The sequence below is a fragment of the Acinetobacter sp. YH1901134 genome (genome assembly GCF_013416965.1).
Classification (GTDB): domain Bacteria; phylum Pseudomonadota; class Gammaproteobacteria; order Pseudomonadales; family Moraxellaceae; genus Acinetobacter; species Acinetobacter amyesii.
The window spans coordinates 610,504-627,159 of record NZ_VPEW01000004.1 but is presented as its reverse complement, the minus strand read 5'-3'; the positions used below and the strand labels follow the sequence as shown (position 1 = coordinate 627,159).

Sequence of the window (16,656 nt, the reverse complement as noted above, 5' to 3'; positions counted from 1 at the left end):
AAAAAACCCCTCACGATTAATGCACGTAAGGGGTTGTTTTATATGGTGGGCCCACACAGACTTGAACTGTGGACCAACGGATTATGAGTCCGCTGCTCTAACCAACTGAGCTATAGGCCCTATATTCTGAATGTGTTATTTATCAACAAGTTCAGACGAAAAGCATACTAGCGAAGATTTTTTTAAAAGACAAGCCTTTTTCTTCACGGCTGCACACTAACACAACAAATTGGCTGTAGTTGCAGCAGTTGAGCTTGGATTCGACCAAAATGCACAAAGTGTCGAATCCTATCGTGATGTAAATCACGACAAAAGTTATCAAACAGTCAAAATAACCTTATAATAATGCCCATTCTTGTCAGTACCGTGCCCAACAGCGCTTAGATTGGTACTGGCCTCACATTTTTAAGTCAATGTCCTACAGTTATTCGGCTTATGTTTTCATTTTTATGTGTTGCACTGACACATAAGAATATTTAGGTGCCCACATGGAAATTAAGGTTAATTATCTCGATAACCTTCGACAAGAAGCCAAATTTGATGACTTCACGGTAATTGCCGACCAACCTATTCGCTATAAAGGCGATGGCTCTGCTCCCGGACCATTCGACTACTTTTTGGCGTCGTCAGCATTATGTGCAGCGTATTTTGTAAAAGTGTATTGTGCGGCGCGAGACATTCCGACAGAGAATATCCGCCTATCACAAAATAATATTGTTGATCCTGAAAACCGCTATAAGCAAATTTTCAAAATTCAAGTTGAACTACCTGCGGATATTTCTGAAAAGGACCGTCAAGGTATTTTGCGTTCAATTGACCGCTGCACGGTTAAAAAAGTGATTCAAACTGGTCCTGAGTTTGTGATTGAAGAAGTAGAAAGCATTGATGCAGATGCACAAGCTTTACTTATGCCAAATTTAGCGTCAGACAGTACCACGTTTATTCCGGGTAAAGATCTGCCATTAGAAGAAACCATTGCCAATATGTCAGGTATTTTGGCTGGTTTAGGCATGAAGATTGAAATTGCATCATGGCGTAACATCGTGCCGAATGTTTGGTCTCTACATATTCGTGATGCACAATCGCCAATGTGTTTTACCAATGGTAAAGGCTCAACCAAAGAAAGCGCATTAGCTTCGGCTTTGGGTGAATTTATTGAACGTCTCAATTGCAACTTCTTCTATAACGATCAGTTCTGGGGTGAAGAGATTGCCAATGCGGACTTTGTGCACTATCCAGATGAAAAATGGTTCCAACCCGGCCCAGAAGGCGAGTTACCTGTCGAAATTTTGGATGACTACACACGTGTAATTTATAACCCAGAAGATGAGTTGTTAGGCACACATCTATATGACACCAATTCAGGAAATACAGCACGCGGTATTTGCTCTCTTCCTTTTGTCCGTCAGTCAGATGGTGAAACAGTGTATTTCCCATCAAACTTGATTGAAAATTTATACTTGTCAAACGGGATGAGTGCAGGGAATACCTTGGCAGAAGCGCAGGTTCAATGCTTATCTGAAATCTTTGAACGTGCAGTAAAACGTGAGATTTTAGAAGGTGAATTGGCATTACCAGATGTTCCTGAAGAGGTTTTAGCCAAATATCCAAGTATTGTTGCGGGTATTCAAGGCTTAGAAGAACAAGGTTTTCCTGTATTGGTAAAAGATGCTTCACTTGGTGGTCAGTACCCTGTGATGTGCGTAACCTTAATGAACCCACGTACTGGTGGGGTTTTTGCATCTTTTGGTGCGCACCCTAAACTCGAAGTAGCTTTAGAGCGTAGCTTAACCGAGCTTCTACAAGGCCGAAGCTTTGAAGGTCTAAACGATCTACCAAAACCAACGTTTAGCTCGAATGCAGTCACTGAGCCAAATAACTTTGTAGAACACTTTATTGACTCAAGTGGTTTGGTATCTTGGAAATTCTTTAGCGCACAATCAGACTATGATTTTGTAGAGTGGGATTTCACATCTGAAGGTGAAAATGCCAATGCGGAAGAAGCTGCAGCGATGTTTGCGATTCTAGAAGACATGGGCAAAGAAGTGTATATGGCGGTCTACCAGCATCTAGGTGCTACGGCATGTCGTATTTTGGTTCCGGGTTATTCTGAAGTGTATTTGGTTGAAGACTTGGTTTGGGATAACACCAACAAAGCTTTGGACTTCCGTGAAGATATTTTAAATATTCATCGCCTAGATGAAGACGAGTTAGTGTCACTGGTTGAGCGCTTAGAAGAGCTTGAAGTGGATGACTACACGGATATTGTGACGCTCATCGGGATTGAGTTTGATGACAATACCGTATGGGGCCAATTAACGGTTCTTGAGCTCAAACTACTGATCTATATTGCCTTACAAGAATTTGAAGAAGCAAAAGAGTTGGTCGAAACCTTCCTTCAGTACAACACTAATACGGTCGAACGTGGTTTGTTCTATCAATGCATGAATGTAGTTTTAGAAGTTGAATTGGACGATGACTTAGATCTCAATGACTATGAACATAATTTCCGTCGTATGTTTGGTGACGAACGTATGGATGCGGTGATTGGTTCAATGGATGGCAGTCTTCGCTTCTACGGTTTAACTGAAACCAATATGCAACTTGAAGGTTTAGATCGTCATTTACGTCTGATTGATAGCTATAAAAAATTGCATGCTGCACGTGCGAAGTTTGCCAGTCAGAACATTTAAATCTGGGCTTGTGAATAACATTACTCATGTGATCATCTATTTGAAAAAACTCTCCTAAGGGGGAGTTTTTTTTGTGCGAAATTTGCTGAAAATTAATCTATATCTGTGATGTTGATATTAATAAAAATCCTTATAACTCAGGTGAATATAAGGAAAGCTTAAAAATAACCGATTATCCGAAATTGTGTCATTTTAAAGTAAAGATATTTGACTCATTGGAAAAATATGCTAATAAATTAGCTATGGCGTGTTTAGGCATGATCATAATATTTCAGGACGAAATATTCAGAAGCACATTAATAAATAAACGGGAGTTTTAACAACATGCTTCAATTATTCAGAAAACTATTTTGCATGCATATTTACGAATACGAGCAAATGGAAGAAATCGGTTCGCACAAGGAATGTCGTAAGTGCGGTGTGACAAAGTAATGCAGAGTCTCAGCCGAAAAAAAGTGAGCGAAAGCTCACTTTTTTAATGCCGGTCAATATTGAAATCATTAAAATAGAAATACATTCACAGTTTTCATGCAGATATGAGTAAAGATTTTCAAGCCGAGCGTTATACCGTCGATGCCAATATGGCAGATACCATTGCATGGTTATTACAACATCAAGATTGCTTTGAATCTTTTCATTATGATGCGATTCAGCAGCAATTGGTGGTTCAACATGCCAATGGTCAAGATATTATTCGTGAAGGGGATTATTTAAATGCAGGCTATGGAATTTTAATAACAGCACATAACTTTGCTAAGTAATCGATATATTTTCCCTACTCATGGTGATTTAGCCATTTCATTGATTCGCACCATCTCTTGCATTGCACATTGAAACCTATCACTGATCATTCAATTGAACTAAGCCCCGAACTTCGGGGCTTATTTTAAGCCATTTGCATGGCATCAGTTGAAAGCTGTGCAGCATTTGGTTTGGGCTGTTCAGCCACTAAACCGAGTTTGCTAAATAAAAGCTGATCTTTGCCTTCGCCTGCATTTGGCGTGGTCAGCAGTTTTTCACCAGAAAAGAGTGAATTTGCACCTGCCATAAATGCCAAAGCTTGTTCTGAATCACTCAGAGATTCACGACCTGCAGAGAGTCGAATATAGCTTTTTGGCATAATGATCCGTGCGACTGCAATGGTGCGAATCCATTCGATCACATCAAGTTTCTCAACCTCTGCAAGTGGGGTACCTTGAATAGGGACAAGGAGATTAATCGGCACGGATTCAGGATGAATCGGCAGCGTTGCCAACTCCATCAAAAAGGCGATACGGTCATCACGGCTTTCACCTAAGCCCACAATTCCGCCGCTACAGATTTTCATTCCAGATTGGCGAACATAGTCCAGCGTCGTTAAACGGTCATCATAGCTACGTGTGCTAATGACATTGGGATAATACTCACGAGAAGTATCGAGGTTATGGTTGTAATAATCTAAGCCTGCCTCGTGTAGGCGCTCTGCTTGAGACTGATTCAGCATGCCAAGGGTCATACAGGTTTCAAGTCCAAGCGCTTTGACTTCACGCACCATTTCTAACACATAGGGCATGTCCCGTTCATGTGGATTGCGCCATGCAGCGCCCATACAAAAACGCGAAGAACCTGAGGCAAGAGCAGCTTTCGCTTCATTGATGACTTTTTCCACAGCCAGACGTTTTTCAGCCTCTAATCCAGAGTCATAATGTGCGGACTGTGAGCAATATTTACAGTCTTCAGGGCACTTACCGGTTTTAATCGAAAGTAAGGTGCTGACTTGAATATGATTGGCTTGGAAATATTCACGGTGAATGGTCTGTGCTTGGAATAATAAATCCATCAATGGTTGTTGATACAACTCTTGTATTTCTGGATGTGTCCAGTCATTTCGGTAGCTCATAAATGATCCATATTTTCTGCCTAATGCAAATCATCATACGTAAAATTTGCAGACTTCCAAGACTATTTTGTAACATTGCAATTTAGCTAAAATGCATTGAAATGACTTTTTCAAAGAACTTTTGATATTTAAGATGCTTGCAAAGTTATGCTAAATGACAGCACAATCGCTGCAATGTTTATTTTGAGCTAAAAAATTAATTTTCTTGGATTACGTCACTAAGTTTTAGCTTAAATGAAAACTTTGTAAGGATCTGGAAAATAGAGAATAAAAGTCCTTAAAGCATTTTTGAGTTTTGTTCTGCAATTGCCCAATCAATATGAACTTGCACAATCGCGTCATGTTTTTCGCGAGAATTTTTTAATGATTGCACAATATTTGAACTGTATGGTGCATTGCCTAAGCCAATGGCGATATTTCGCATAAAACTTTGATAGCCTGTTCGTCGGATAGGACTGCCTTCAGTACAGCTTAAAAAAGTGGCTTCATCCCATTGCCAAAGATCTAATAAACTCACTTGATCGAGGCCATGACGTGGATAAAAGTCCTCAATTTGAGTTTTATGCGCAAAGCTATTCCATGGACAGATAAGTTGACAGTCATCACAGCCAAACACACGGTTGCCAATGCCACGGCGTAATTCTTCAGGAATGATGCCTTTATATTCGATGGTTAAGTAGGCAATGCATTTACGTGCATCTAACATATAGGGCTCAACGATGGCCTGAGTTGGACAGATATCAATACAGGCTGTGCATGAACCACAATGTTTGGTTGCCGGAGAATCAAAAGGCAAATCGAGTGATGTAAACAGCTCACCTAATACAAAAAATGAGCCTGATTTTTTATGGATCAGTAAGGTGTGTTTGCCTGTCCAGCCCATGCCTGCATTTTCAGCTAAGGATTTTTCAAACACTGGTGCAGAGTCGGCAAAGGGTCTAGATTCAAAATCTCCGATTTTTTCACGGATGATATTCGACAAGGTTTTTAAACGACCACGCATGATTTTATGGTAGTCACGACCTCGTGCATAGCGTGCAATGATGGCTGCATTTGGCTCATCAGGAACATAACGTGGTTTTGGGGTTTCGACCAAATAATCCATGCGGACACAAATGATACTGCGGGTGCCGGGGACTAAAAGTGCAGGATTGGCACGTTTTTCAAGGTTTTCCTCTAGGAATTTCATATCGCCATGATAACCACGTTCTAAATATTCTTTAAAACGAGGGAGTTCCTCTTGAGCATCTGGCTTTGCGATGACACAATCAGAAAAACCTAAATTTAAGGCTTGTGCTTTAATCCATGCTTTTAGGGTTTCTGGATCATATTGATCGACAGGAATTTTTTGTGCAGGAGTTGAAGCGGCCATAATCATAACAAGGAAAAACAATGCGTTTGCAAGTTTACCATAGCCCTGTTTATCTTAGCCAAAGTATTCAAGCTTGGGAGCAGCGTTGGTTTGCTCAGCACAATAGCCGTTATGGTCTGATGCAGCAGGTCGCATGGTCGATTGCTCAGCAACTCATTCCAATGTTAACGCAGCAAAATTTAAAAAATATCGCTGTATGTTGTGGACAGGGCAATAACGCAGGCGATGGCTATCTTACAGCGCAATACCTACAGCAAGCAGGCTTTCAAGTCGATATTTATGCTGCTGAAATTGGAGCATCGAAAGATTTACATTCTGCTGTACAAGAAGCGATAGATCACAAGCTCAAGATCTATACACATTTTGATTTTCAGCGAGATTATGACGTCTACATCGACGCATTATTTGGTATAGGGCTCAATCGTGAACTTTCTAGCGAATGGCAAGCCATTATTCAACGATTGAATGCATGCACGGGACTCAAAGTTGCGATTGATATTCCAAGCGGTTTACATGCCAATACAGGGCAGCCTTTACCCATCGCATTTCAAGCCGATTATACCTTTACGGCATTGGGTCTAAAAGCAGGGCTATTTACAGGTCAAGCGAAGGAATATGCAGGTGAAGTTTCGGTGATAGCATGCATACCGACTGATGCTGAGCTTGAACCACTTGCGTATTTGTCGCCACAGAAAATCACTTTACCTGCACGTCAAGCTTTTGGTCATAAAGGCAGTTATGGCCATGTTTTGGTTGTTGGTGGCCATGCAGAAATGGGTGGGGCGGTGATTATGGCTGCTGAGGCTGCATTCCATGCAGGTGCAGGTAAGGTTACGGTTGTTTGTGATGCACGACATCACACCGCTATTTTGGCGCGCGCACCGAATATTATGCTACGCGATATCAATGCATTAACTACAGAAGCGATTCGGCAACTGATCGATCAAGTCGATGCGATTAGCTTTGGCATGGGGCTTGGTCGTGACGATTGGGCACAACAGCAGTTTCAGTCATGGTTTCCATTGATTCAGCAGTCAACCTTGGAAATTGTTTTGGATGCAGATGCCTTATGGTTTCTAGCTGAAGCACCTAAAAATTTGAATGCACGAACCTATGCAACGCCACATCCGGGTGAAGCTGCGAAATTACTGGGTATTACTACTGCTGAAGTTGAAGCAGATCGTATACAAGCAATTCAACATTTAAAAGAAAAATTTCAAGGTCAATGGCTGCTTAAAGGGGCAGGCAGCTTAATACTTGAAGATCAGCTTTGGATTTGCACCGCAGGTAATGCAGGAATGGGGACAGGCGGTATGGGAGATGTGCTTGCAGGGATGATTGCAAGTTTAAAAGCACAATTCCATCAGCAAATTCATCTGCACGAAATCGTAAGCCTGCATGCTTTAGCAGGTGATGTATTAGCGAAGTCGGGGATGCGTGGTTTGCAAGCACAGGATATGGCCCAAGCGGTTTATCATGTGGTCAATCATTCAGGAGTATAAGACTAAAATGCATGCGGTTAAATTGCGAATTCAAGGTAAAGTGCAGGGTGTTGGCTACCGTCGTTGGTTTGAACAGCAAGCGGTTGCGCTTGGTTTAAATGGCTATGTGAAAAATCTAGCGACGGGCGAAGTTGAAGCGCTGATTATTGGAACTGAAGAAGCCATTCATAAAATACTGAAACACAGTCTGGTGGGGCCTTTACGAGCAGACGTGACTAAAATCGATCAGCAAGAAATTCCAATGCATGAATTAGACTATAGCAATTTTAAAATGATTCGCTAAATTTGATCACTAAATTGGGTGGGCTTTTGAAAACAGAATGAATTACTGAGCTATATGATTTGAGGATTATTTACCGACGTCGAGTGCTTACACGGCTTCGGCCACGAGCCATACCACCTAAGGCATTCAGTACAGCCATTTTACTCATACTACCAGACGCATGCGCATGACAAATTGCGGCAGCCAAAGCATCGGCCGCATCCTGCTGGGGTTTGATACTCAGGTTTAGAATGCGCATAACCATCATTTGGACTTGTTCTTTATCTGCAGCACCATAGCCGACCACAGATTGTTTGATTTGACGTGCAGTATATTCAGCGACTTGTAAATCTAAATTGGTTAAAGCAGCAATGGCAGCGCCACGTGCTTGACCTAGTTTTAGGGCTGAGTCAGGGTTTTGAGCCATAAAGACTTGTTCAACCGCAGCTTCAGTAGGCCCGTGAAACTTTACGATGCGATCAATACCAGCAAAAATACGTTTTAAGCGTTCAGGCATTTCTGTCGTTTCGGTACGAATGGTGCCAGCATCGACAAAACGTAGTTTAGAACCATCCTTTTCGATGATGCCGTAACCAGTTAAGCGCGACCCAGGGTCAATACCGATAATTAATGACATGTTTGCCCTATTTGCCCTTTAAAAATAAAAATATGCCCATATTGTTACATAAGCGTGTCAAAAAAGCTTGATAGTGATTGAGCAGTTGAACGCAACACCTTAAATTAATTTACTGAGATTTGTTTAATTTTCATGAAATTATTTCTTCTGATTTTAGCAGGCTTGATCCTGGAAGTGTTTGTCTGGATCGGTGTGGGCGACCTTGTCGGCAGCATGTGGTATGTCTTTTTCTGGTTCGTGGCGGCCTTCTTTATAGGGATGAATATTATCCGTAAATATTCATCAGGTCTGATGCCTCAAATGCAGCAAATGCAAGCAGGTCAAATGAGTAATGATCCAGCTTTAACTGGAAATTTACCAAAAATTTTGGCTGGTTTCTTATTGCTGTTACCGGGTCTAATCTCAGATATTATGGCATTACTTATTTTGATTCCACCTGTACAAAATGCCATGAAAGCAGTCATGATGAAAACAATGATGAAGCGTCAGCAAGCCATGATGGAAAAAATGATGGGTGGCATGATGGGCGATATGGGAGGCATGGGCGGTGCTCAAGGTCAGAACCCATTTGCAGATATGATGCGTCAAATGCAAGATATGCAAAATCAGCAATCAGGTCGTGATTCATCCGTTATTGATGGTGAAGCTCGTGAAGTGACGCCAGATGCGAAACAAATTGAACTGAAAGATGTCAATAAAAAATAATTAACTCAGTATGAAAGGCCGAATGTGTATTCGGCTTTTTTTTTGCGTAAATTTTGATACGGCCTAAAAATAAACCTTGTGTTGCCAACAAAAAAATTGAACAGGCGATATAATCTTCACGTTTTAATTCAAATGAATCAGCTTGCATGTCACTGTTATTCACCATCTGCGCGCTACATTTTGTTGCGCAGTTGAGTCCCGGTCCAGATGTATTATTAATTGCTAAAAGTGCAGCATCAACAACCCGTGCAAATACCTTAAAAATTATTGCGGGGATCGCTGTCGGGATTGTGGTGTGGGTCGTTTTAACCTTATTGGGCTTTACGGTTCTGGTTGAGCAATTTCCATGGATACAACAAGTTTTAATGGCTGTTGGTGGATTTTTCTTGGCGAAAATGGGTTGGGCGATGTTTAGTGGTGGGCTTAAAAGTTTAAATCAAACAGCCAATTTAGAAGATGGGCAGGCCTTAAGTCAGCAGAATACTGAAAATTATTTCTTATTAGGTTTATTTACGAATTTAGCCAATCCGAAAACACTGATCTATTTTAGTAGTGTGTTCTCACTGGCGTTGAGTTCATCAGCCAGTAGTAACCTCAAAGCACAGCTAGCTGTCATTATTCCGATTCAAACCTTTATTGTGTTTAGTTTGTTTATGATGATTATGTCTTTACCTAAAATTAAAGCACTCTACCAACGGTCAGGTAGCTATATTGATCTGGTCTCAGGGGCGTTATTTTTAATTTTTGCAATTTGGCTGTGGTTCGACGCAATTAGAATGTTCAATCTATAAGAGCAGCGAATAAATTGCTGTCAGTAAAGCAAAAGCCAAGTATTAGAACTTGGCTTTTTTATGTGCTAATTTTATTGCTCTGGATTGGTTTGATCTTGGTCTTTGGATGGTGCTGTATTTGATGGATCTTGTGCAACATCGGTAGTTTCAGCATGATCACGATAACGGTTCGGCTTGAGGGTAGTTTCGGTATTTTCAGAGCCTTTGTATGATCGGCTACGATTGGCGCGTTCACGCAAACCGCCTTTTTTGATTAACTGCACCATCGTCTATAGAACCTCATTGCTATTGCCATAGTTTAAAGAATTTTCCTCGTGAAGATAAGTGAGCAGGGCGATGCTAGCGCATAAAAAAGCCTGAAATCATTCAGGCTTTCATCATTTTAACTTATCTCTTTGAATGACTTTAACGCGACCCGATAACGGTGCTTAAATTCAGCTTAGCTAAAATTTAACACATTGCCAGCTTGTTCATAGGGCTGTATTTGGCTGTTGTAAAAAAAGCTTAATTTTTATCATCTTGCTTGAGTACTTCAAAGATGTTGAGTTGGGTTGTCGCTTCAGTATCGTGCTGTTGCAAATACACTTGAACACTCTTAAATAGAATGGCAACAGCCAAACAACTGAGTATGCAAAATATCCAAAAGCCATATGGGCTACGGATATTATGCGAGCCACATTCGGAACATTCTTTATCGCTTGAAGCCAATACTTTATTGCAACAAGCACAGTGATATTGATAGTGCATTGCTATTCTCCATTTAGTCGAATTTGACCAACATTCTTGTTGTTATTGTCAACCATCAATCCGTGATGATTGTTTTATCTTAATGTGCAAATAAGCTGCTGTACAAGTTTTAAACGGTTTGTTTTGCTCATTATTGTGTAAGTGAAAAGCGTCAGAGAGTTAAATATTTGTTTTATTAATAATTTATAAATGAAACAAGAGATGAATTTTCAGTCATAAAAAAAGCCAGTTCGAAAACTGGCTTTTGCTGTTCTGTTTAAACTGAATTATTGACCAGAACGGATGATGTAATCAAAAGCAGACAATGATGCTTTCGCGCCTTCACCTGTCGCAATGATGATTTGTTTGTACGGTACTGTTGTACAGTCACCTGCAGCAAATACACCTTTTACATTGGTTTCGTTACGCTCGTTAATTACGATCTCACCACGGTTTGAAAGTTCTACAGCTGTTTCTTTTAAGAAATCAGTGTTTGGTAACAAACCGATTTGTACGAAGATACCAGCCAATTTAATCGTTTTGATTTCATCTGTTGCACGGTCTTTGTAGTTCAGTGCAGTCACTTGTGAACCATCACCGACTACTTCTGTAGACAATGCATTCATGATCACAGTCGTATTCGGTAAGCTGTTTAACTTGTCTTGAAGGACTTGGTCAGCACGAAGTTTGGTATCAAATTCAACAAGTGTTACATGTTCTACAATACCTGCAAGGTCAATCGCTGCTTCGACACCTGAGTTACCACCACCGATCACCGCAACACGTTTACCTTTAAACAATGGACCGTCACAGTGTGGGCAGTATGCAACACCACGTGTACGGTATTCTTGTTCACCCGGAACGTTCATTTCTCTCCAACGTGCACCTGTTGAAAGAATCACTGTTTTAGATTCAAGTTTTGCACCATTCTCTAAAGTTACTTCAACTAGACCATTGGCTGTTTGATCTGCACCTTTAATGTCAGACACACGTTGCAAGTTCATGATGTCCACACCGTACTCACGTACATGTGCTTCCATTTCAGCAGCAAACTTAGGACCTTGTGTCTTTTGAATCGACGTGAAGTTTTCAATGTCCATGGTATCCATGACCTGACCGCCCATGCGTTCAGCCACGATACCGGTTTTAATGCCTTTACGTGCAGCATAGATTGCAGAGGTATTACCCGCAGGGCCACCACCAATCACAAGGACATCAAATACTTCTTTGGCATTTAGCTTTTCAGCATCTTTTGCGGCAGAGTTCGTATCCAATTTCGCAATGATTTCTTCCAAGGTCATACGACCTTGACCGATGTGATTGCCGTCTTGGAATACCATTGGTACAGCCATGATTTTGCGTTCTTCCACTTCGTCTTGGAAGAATGCACCATCAATCATGGTTGCAGTTGTACCCGGGTTGTAAATTGCGATCAAGTTAAGTGCTTGAACCACATCAGGACAGTTATGGCAGCTTAAAGATACAAACACATCAAAGTCAGTTTTAAGACCTAGACCTTTGATGGTATTCAGTACTTCGTCAGAAACTTTCGGTGCATAACCTGAAGTTTGTAGCAAAGCTAAAATCAAGGACGTGAACTCATGGCCCATCGGTAGACCTGCGAAGAATACGCGTGGAGTTTCACCTGCTTTTGCAATACCAAAGCTTGGCGCACGGCTGTTGTTACCGTCAAAACGTGCAGTCACTAAATCAGATAAAGCGGCAACTTCAGTTACCAATTCTTTAATTTTGTCTGATTTGTCCGTGCCGTTTAAAGTCGCGACGATTTCAATCGGGCCTTCAAGGCGTTCAAGTAAGGTTTTTAATTGAGCAGAAGTATTTTGATCTAACATTGCTAACGTCTCCAGAGGAGTAAATTTATTTGATGAGAGAATGATAGAACAAACCATTAAATAGGTGAAACGGTTTGTTTTTATAAAATTGATCGGTTTTACAAATTAAATGATTAAATTTCTTTCTAAATCATAAGAATATACCGATGTGAATCCAGTCAATATTGGGCCAATATCGAGAAATACAAGTTAAATAGTGGAAAAATAAACGAATTCATCGCGCTTTAAGCAAGACAATGCTAGAGTCAACGCTATTGTATTGAGAACTTTTTAGGGAAATGGCATGCAGGTTAAACAGGGAATTTATCAGCATTATAAAGGTCAGTTGTATCAAGTCTTTCATGTTGCAACACATAGTGAAACGCGTGAAAAAGTTGTGGTCTATCAGTGCTTGTATGACGACTATTCCATGTGGGTCAGACCTTTAGAGATGTTTATGGAAACCGTTGAAATTGATGGTGAAGTAATTCCACGTTTTAAACTGATCCAAGAAACCCACTGAGCAGATATTTAGTACTTTAATCTTTAAATATGAAAGAAATAACAAAAGGACAGAATCATGAGCATGGACGCAAATTTTAAAAACTATATGCAACAACTCTATGCAGACTTTAGTGCTCACGATGCTGCGCAAAATCACCGACTTGCGCGTTACCGAAATATTGAGCCTGAGTCTGCACTGTTTTTAGCTATGCAAATTCGCTTAAAACAAGCCAAACAGATATTGGAAATTGGAACATCTACAGGCTATTCTACGCTGTGGTTAGCAGATGCTACGCAGTCTACACAAGGGCGGGTCGAAACCATTGAAATTGATGCAGCGCGTATCAAGCAAGCCAAACAGCATGCTGAAAATTTAGGCTTAGCCGAATACATTGAATTTCATCATGGCGATGCGCTGCATTTTTTACAGCAGTTAAATCAGCGTTATGATTTCATTTTATTGGATGCAGAACGTGATGCGTATATCGCATATTGGCCATATTTAGCTGAATTGATACAAGCTCAAAGTGGCGTGTTAATCGTGGACAATGTGCTGTCACATGCCGATGAGGTCGCTGAATTTATCCAACGTGTTGAAGCGGATGATCGTTTTATCAGTACGACATTAAATGTGGGCGCAGGGCTCTTTATGGTGACTTGGCGCAACTAAAAATCAGGGCATTCAGCCCTGATTTGATCGAATTTTTTTTTAATTAGTAAAAATACTGTTGCTATAGCGCTGAGCTTGTAGCGGTTTAACCCTGTAAGCTTACGCGTGAAAAATGTAGATCATATTCTAAATATTTGTGGACAAATGCCGTTTTATCACTACATCGAAGTAAATTATCATAAATAAAAGGTGAAACTGGATAAAAGAGATCCCCAGAACCATTCGCATAAAATATTTTTAAGTAACGTGAAGAAGAACTGTATTTCCAAGAAGTTACAACAGTTGTTGTCATAAGCCACCCCCTTATTGCGTTGTTATAGTCATACTGCAGTTAAAGGTTTATCTCATTTGAAATTAAGACAAATTTAGGGCGTGGAGTATTGCAGAATTGTTAAAAAATAATGTTTTATCTCACATTTTTTTCATTTCTTTATCAACTAATTTGATAAAAAAAATGCCAGTTCAGAGAAATGCCATAAGCGTCATTCTCACTTTTTGATGTCGGGGGAGTTAAAAACTACGGCATTGTTCTGATTTATTGCCTTTGACTTGGTTGTTGCTGCCATTAATTGAAAAAGCATTTTCAAGACAAATCAAATTACCTGCGATTTCATTATTATTTAGCACAATATTGCCATTATTTTTCTTTAATTTGAGGTCGCCTGAAATTTGGTTATTGAGGAGTTGGATGTTTTTCCCAGTTGTAAAATCGACATTGCCACTGATATTGTTATGATTGGCAATGATCTTGGTAAAATTTTTATTCGATTCAATATTGCCTTTGATGTAGTTGTCATGCAGTTCAACACTTGCACCATTTTCTAAAATAACATTGCCATGAACAATTAAACCTTCAAGTTGACAATTTTTTTTGACTTTAATATCTTCACGAATACTTTGGTTTTTAATTTCACCTTCGCAGTTCATGGCAGCAAAAGTCGTAAACGAACATAAAATTAAACTGATTGAGACGAAATATTTTTTCATGGGCTTACATCTTCCTGAAATAAGCAATTGACCTAAAATTCATGTTAAAAATACTGAAATACCGACAAAGATGTAAGTCTAGACAATCAGGTTTGAGGCGCATTTTTATTATATTTGTGTAAGCTCTAACTTGATGAATATCTACAGATATGTGGAAAGTGCTAGTACGTTAAAGTTGTATGAATAAAGTGTGAACTGCGTAGGGTGTATAGAGGTATATACTCGCAGATAATAGGCATAAAAAAACCACGCTAAAAGCGTGGTTTTTGAATCAGTTCAATCTAATACAGATTAGATTTTACCAACTAGGTCGATTGAAGGAGCAAGAGTTGCGTCGCCTTCTTTCCATTTAGCTGGGCAAACTTCGCCTGGGTGAGCGTGTACGTATTGAGCTGCTTTAACTTTACGAAGAAGTTCTTGAGCATCACGACCGATACCACCAGCGTTGATTTCAACGATTTGGATTTTACCTTCTGGATCGATAACGAAAGTACCACGATCAGCAAGACCGTCAGCTTCGATTAATACGTCAAAGTTTTTAGCAAGAGTCCAGTTCGCATCACCAACCATTACGTATTGGATTTTTTTGATTTCTTCTGAAGAATCGTGCCAAGCTTTGTGAGTGAAATGAGTGTCAGTAGAAACTGAGTAGATTTCAACACCTAGTTTTTGGAATTCTGCATAGTTGTCAGCAAGGTCACCAAGTTCAGTTGGGCAAACGAAAGTGAAGTCAGCTGGGTAGAAGAATACAACAGACCATTTACCTTTAAGATCAGCTTCAGTTACTTCGATGAATTGACCATTTTGGAATGCTTGTGCTTTAAACGGTTTAACTTCAGTATTAATTAAGCTCATCATTGTCTCCATGATTGAGGTTTGTTTTTGATTTCCAATAGGGTACAGAAATTTTTCTTATTGCTGAAATAGTATTTTTACATAACTAATATCGGAAAATCCGAATTAGTACACTCCAGAACTATTTCAGCAATAACGATTATTTATCATTATTTCATTCGATATAAGCCATATCAATGCCATATAAAGTTGAAAGTAAAATGACAAAATCATCTTTTCAAAGTCTGTAACCAACATGATGCTTGTGGCATAAGATTTCAAGGGTGATCTCTAAAAAAGTTATAAAAAATATTTCAAATTATAGAATTTGTTCATATAAGATGGCATGAACATAAAATGACTCCAGATTTGATCAGGTGCTTAGTCAATTTTTTCGTATCATTGCCATTCTCAGTCTTGCACTTGCATCACTATGTATTCTTAAAGTTGAAGACACAGGTACAAATTTATGTATCTATGAATACTTGCAACCTCAAAAAGCGACCTATTTTAATGAACTATTAGGAACTTCATCAGATGATCCTACGCTATTGAGTACCATGGGAATCGTTGGAATCTTCTTTTTTTTCCCACTGTTGCTATCATTTAGACGTGCTTGGTATGTGGTTATATTATGGCTATATGCGATTTTTCAATTCATCATCATTTTAATGATAGAAACTGCTTCAATTTCAAAAATTATCTATGACAGTATTGTTTATTGTCATAATGGTTGGTTGTTCGCATGGGTGATCGGGCAGAGCATATTTATTGTTTTTAGTTTCGTTTACATTTTCTATGGCACTGAAACTAATGTATAAAGCTTTCAAATGGATTGGCTTGAGTTGCCTATTCTAGTCAGCATGTGGCTTTATTATTCTGTACTGGATGAATCAAGAATGTGCTTTCATTTCAAGGTGCTAGCCCGAATCAAATTAATTATTATGCTGAAATGAATGGTTCTTCATCGGATGAACCTCTTTTATTTATTTTTATTGGGGAGATTTGCATTTTATTTTCAATTTTTTTGTGCTTAGCAAAATCTGTTCATCATTTCTTGATCTTCACTTTATTGATGTTTTTAATTGTGCCGTTGAGTATGTCTTATACAGTGCTATTTTATCAGCTATTACATGACAGTATAGAAGCATTTGGCAATTATTGGTTATTGGCCGCAATTTTAGTTTTTTATCATTTTATTCTGTTCGGCTTTACCTATTGGTTTCAGGCACGCAAAAAATAGATTCATCTTTCACTATTTT

General features: G+C 39.5%; 18 protein-coding genes and 1 tRNA gene. 9 read left to right on the top strand and 10 right to left on the bottom strand.

Going from position 1 to position 16,656, the window contains the following annotated elements; genetic code table 11:
- Positions 1-43 precede the first annotated feature (43 nt).
- A tRNA-Ile gene (locus FTV50_RS06925) sits at positions 44-120 on the bottom strand.
- 368 nt (positions 121-488) lie between these two features.
- On the opposite strand from FTV50_RS06925, the gene FTV50_RS06920 reads away from it, so the two are divergent.
- Together FTV50_RS06920 and FTV50_RS06915 are read left to right on the top strand one after the other, a co-directional pair.
- A complete protein-coding gene (locus FTV50_RS06920) occupies positions 489-2,693 on the top strand; it encodes an OsmC domain/YcaO domain-containing protein (RefSeq protein ID WP_180023940.1) in 2,205 nt (734 codons plus the stop codon).
- 536 nt (positions 2,694-3,229) lie between these two features.
- Positions 3,230-3,454 (top strand): hypothetical protein, encoded by a 225-nt coding sequence (locus FTV50_RS06915; RefSeq protein ID WP_078192886.1) that lies wholly within the window; start codon positions 3,230-3,232, stop codon positions 3,452-3,454.
- Positions 3,455-3,579: 125 nt separating this feature from the next.
- On the opposite strand, the gene bioB is transcribed toward FTV50_RS06915, so the two are convergent.
- Positions 3,580-4,572 (bottom strand): biotin synthase BioB, encoded by a 993-nt coding sequence (gene bioB / locus FTV50_RS06910; protein ID WP_168379635.1) that lies wholly within the window; start codon positions 4,570-4,572, stop codon positions 3,580-3,582.
- Positions 4,573-4,849: 277 nt separating this feature from the next.
- Positions 4,850-5,944, bottom strand: a complete 1,095-nt coding sequence (queG, locus tag FTV50_RS06905; protein WP_180023939.1) for a tRNA epoxyqueuosine(34) reductase QueG — start codon at positions 5,942-5,944, stop codon at positions 4,850-4,852.
- 20 nt (positions 5,945-5,964) lie between these two features.
- Between queG and FTV50_RS06900 the strand changes: the two genes are divergently transcribed.
- Positions 5,965-7,446, top strand: a complete 1,482-nt coding sequence (locus tag FTV50_RS06900; protein WP_180023938.1) for an NAD(P)H-hydrate dehydratase — start codon at positions 5,965-5,967, stop codon at positions 7,444-7,446.
- Between the two features lie 7 nt (positions 7,447-7,453).
- Positions 7,454-7,729, top strand: coding sequence for an acylphosphatase (locus tag FTV50_RS06895; RefSeq protein WP_180024002.1), 276 nt, complete (start codon positions 7,454-7,456; stop codon positions 7,727-7,729).
- A 70-nt stretch (positions 7,730-7,799) separates the two neighbouring features.
- Here FTV50_RS06895 and ruvC read toward each other — a convergent pair whose 3' ends face one another.
- Entirely contained in the window at positions 7,800-8,345 is a 546-nt protein-coding gene (ruvC, locus tag FTV50_RS06890; protein ID WP_078189034.1) for a crossover junction endodeoxyribonuclease RuvC, read from the bottom strand.
- 132 nt (positions 8,346-8,477) lie between these two features.
- Between ruvC and FTV50_RS06885 the strand changes: the two genes are divergently transcribed.
- Together FTV50_RS06885 and FTV50_RS06880 are read left to right on the top strand one after the other, a co-directional pair.
- Positions 8,478-9,050, top strand: coding sequence for an FxsA family protein (locus FTV50_RS06885; RefSeq protein WP_078192890.1), 573 nt, complete (start codon positions 8,478-8,480; stop codon positions 9,048-9,050).
- A gap of 146 nt (positions 9,051-9,196) precedes the next feature.
- The gene (locus tag FTV50_RS06880; RefSeq protein ID WP_180023937.1) at positions 9,197-9,841 is read left to right on the top strand and encodes a LysE family transporter; all 645 of its coding nucleotides are present in this window, start codon (positions 9,197-9,199) and stop codon (positions 9,839-9,841) included.
- Between the two features lie 71 nt (positions 9,842-9,912).
- Here the strand turns inward: FTV50_RS06880 and FTV50_RS06875 are convergent, their stop codons facing one another.
- From FTV50_RS06875 to ahpF, 3 genes are all read right to left on the bottom strand, one after another.
- Positions 9,913-10,107 carry a hypothetical protein gene (locus FTV50_RS06875; RefSeq protein ID WP_111885752.1) on the bottom strand — a complete coding sequence of 65 codons (195 nt, stop codon included), beginning with the start codon at positions 10,105-10,107 and terminating at the stop codon, positions 9,913-9,915.
- A gap of 238 nt (positions 10,108-10,345) precedes the next feature.
- Positions 10,346-10,588 (bottom strand): hypothetical protein, encoded by a 243-nt coding sequence (locus FTV50_RS06870; protein WP_078189030.1) that lies wholly within the window; start codon positions 10,586-10,588, stop codon positions 10,346-10,348.
- Between the two features lie 266 nt (positions 10,589-10,854).
- Positions 10,855-12,420, bottom strand: coding sequence for an alkyl hydroperoxide reductase subunit F (gene ahpF, locus FTV50_RS06865; RefSeq protein WP_180023936.1), 1,566 nt, complete (start codon positions 12,418-12,420; stop codon positions 10,855-10,857).
- A 283-nt stretch (positions 12,421-12,703) separates the two neighbouring features.
- Between ahpF and FTV50_RS06860 the strand changes: the two genes are divergently transcribed.
- Positions 12,704-12,922 carry a DUF1653 domain-containing protein gene (locus FTV50_RS06860; RefSeq protein ID WP_078189028.1) on the top strand — a complete coding sequence of 73 codons (219 nt, stop codon included), beginning with the start codon at positions 12,704-12,706 and terminating at the stop codon, positions 12,920-12,922.
- A gap of 57 nt (positions 12,923-12,979) precedes the next feature.
- Positions 12,980-13,573: an O-methyltransferase gene (locus FTV50_RS06855; RefSeq protein ID WP_180023935.1), complete on the top strand. Its 594-nt coding sequence runs from the start codon at positions 12,980-12,982 to the stop codon at positions 13,571-13,573.
- Positions 13,574-13,658: 85 nt separating this feature from the next.
- On the opposite strand, the gene FTV50_RS06850 is transcribed toward FTV50_RS06855, so the two are convergent.
- The 3 genes from FTV50_RS06850 to ahpC all read right to left on the bottom strand — a co-directional run bounded on the left by FTV50_RS06850 (position 13,659) and on the right by ahpC (position 15,415).
- On the bottom strand, positions 13,659-13,865 hold the full coding sequence (locus FTV50_RS06850) for a KTSC domain-containing protein (RefSeq protein ID WP_078189026.1): 207 nt from the start codon (positions 13,863-13,865) through the stop codon (positions 13,659-13,661).
- 218 nt (positions 13,866-14,083) lie between these two features.
- Complete coding sequence (locus FTV50_RS06845) at positions 14,084-14,560, bottom strand: hypothetical protein (protein WP_180023934.1); 477 nt, start codon at positions 14,558-14,560, stop codon at positions 14,084-14,086.
- 291 nt (positions 14,561-14,851) lie between these two features.
- A complete protein-coding gene (gene ahpC, locus FTV50_RS06840; RefSeq protein ID WP_078193727.1) occupies positions 14,852-15,415 on the bottom strand; it encodes an alkyl hydroperoxide reductase subunit C in 564 nt (187 codons plus the stop codon).
- Between the two features lie 356 nt (positions 15,416-15,771).
- Here ahpC and FTV50_RS06835 point away from each other — a divergent pair, with 356 nt between their 5' ends.
- Complete coding sequence (locus tag FTV50_RS06835; RefSeq protein ID WP_078193694.1) at positions 15,772-16,215, top strand: hypothetical protein; 444 nt, start codon at positions 15,772-15,774, stop codon at positions 16,213-16,215.
- The last annotated feature ends 441 nt before the right edge of the window (positions 16,216-16,656 follow it).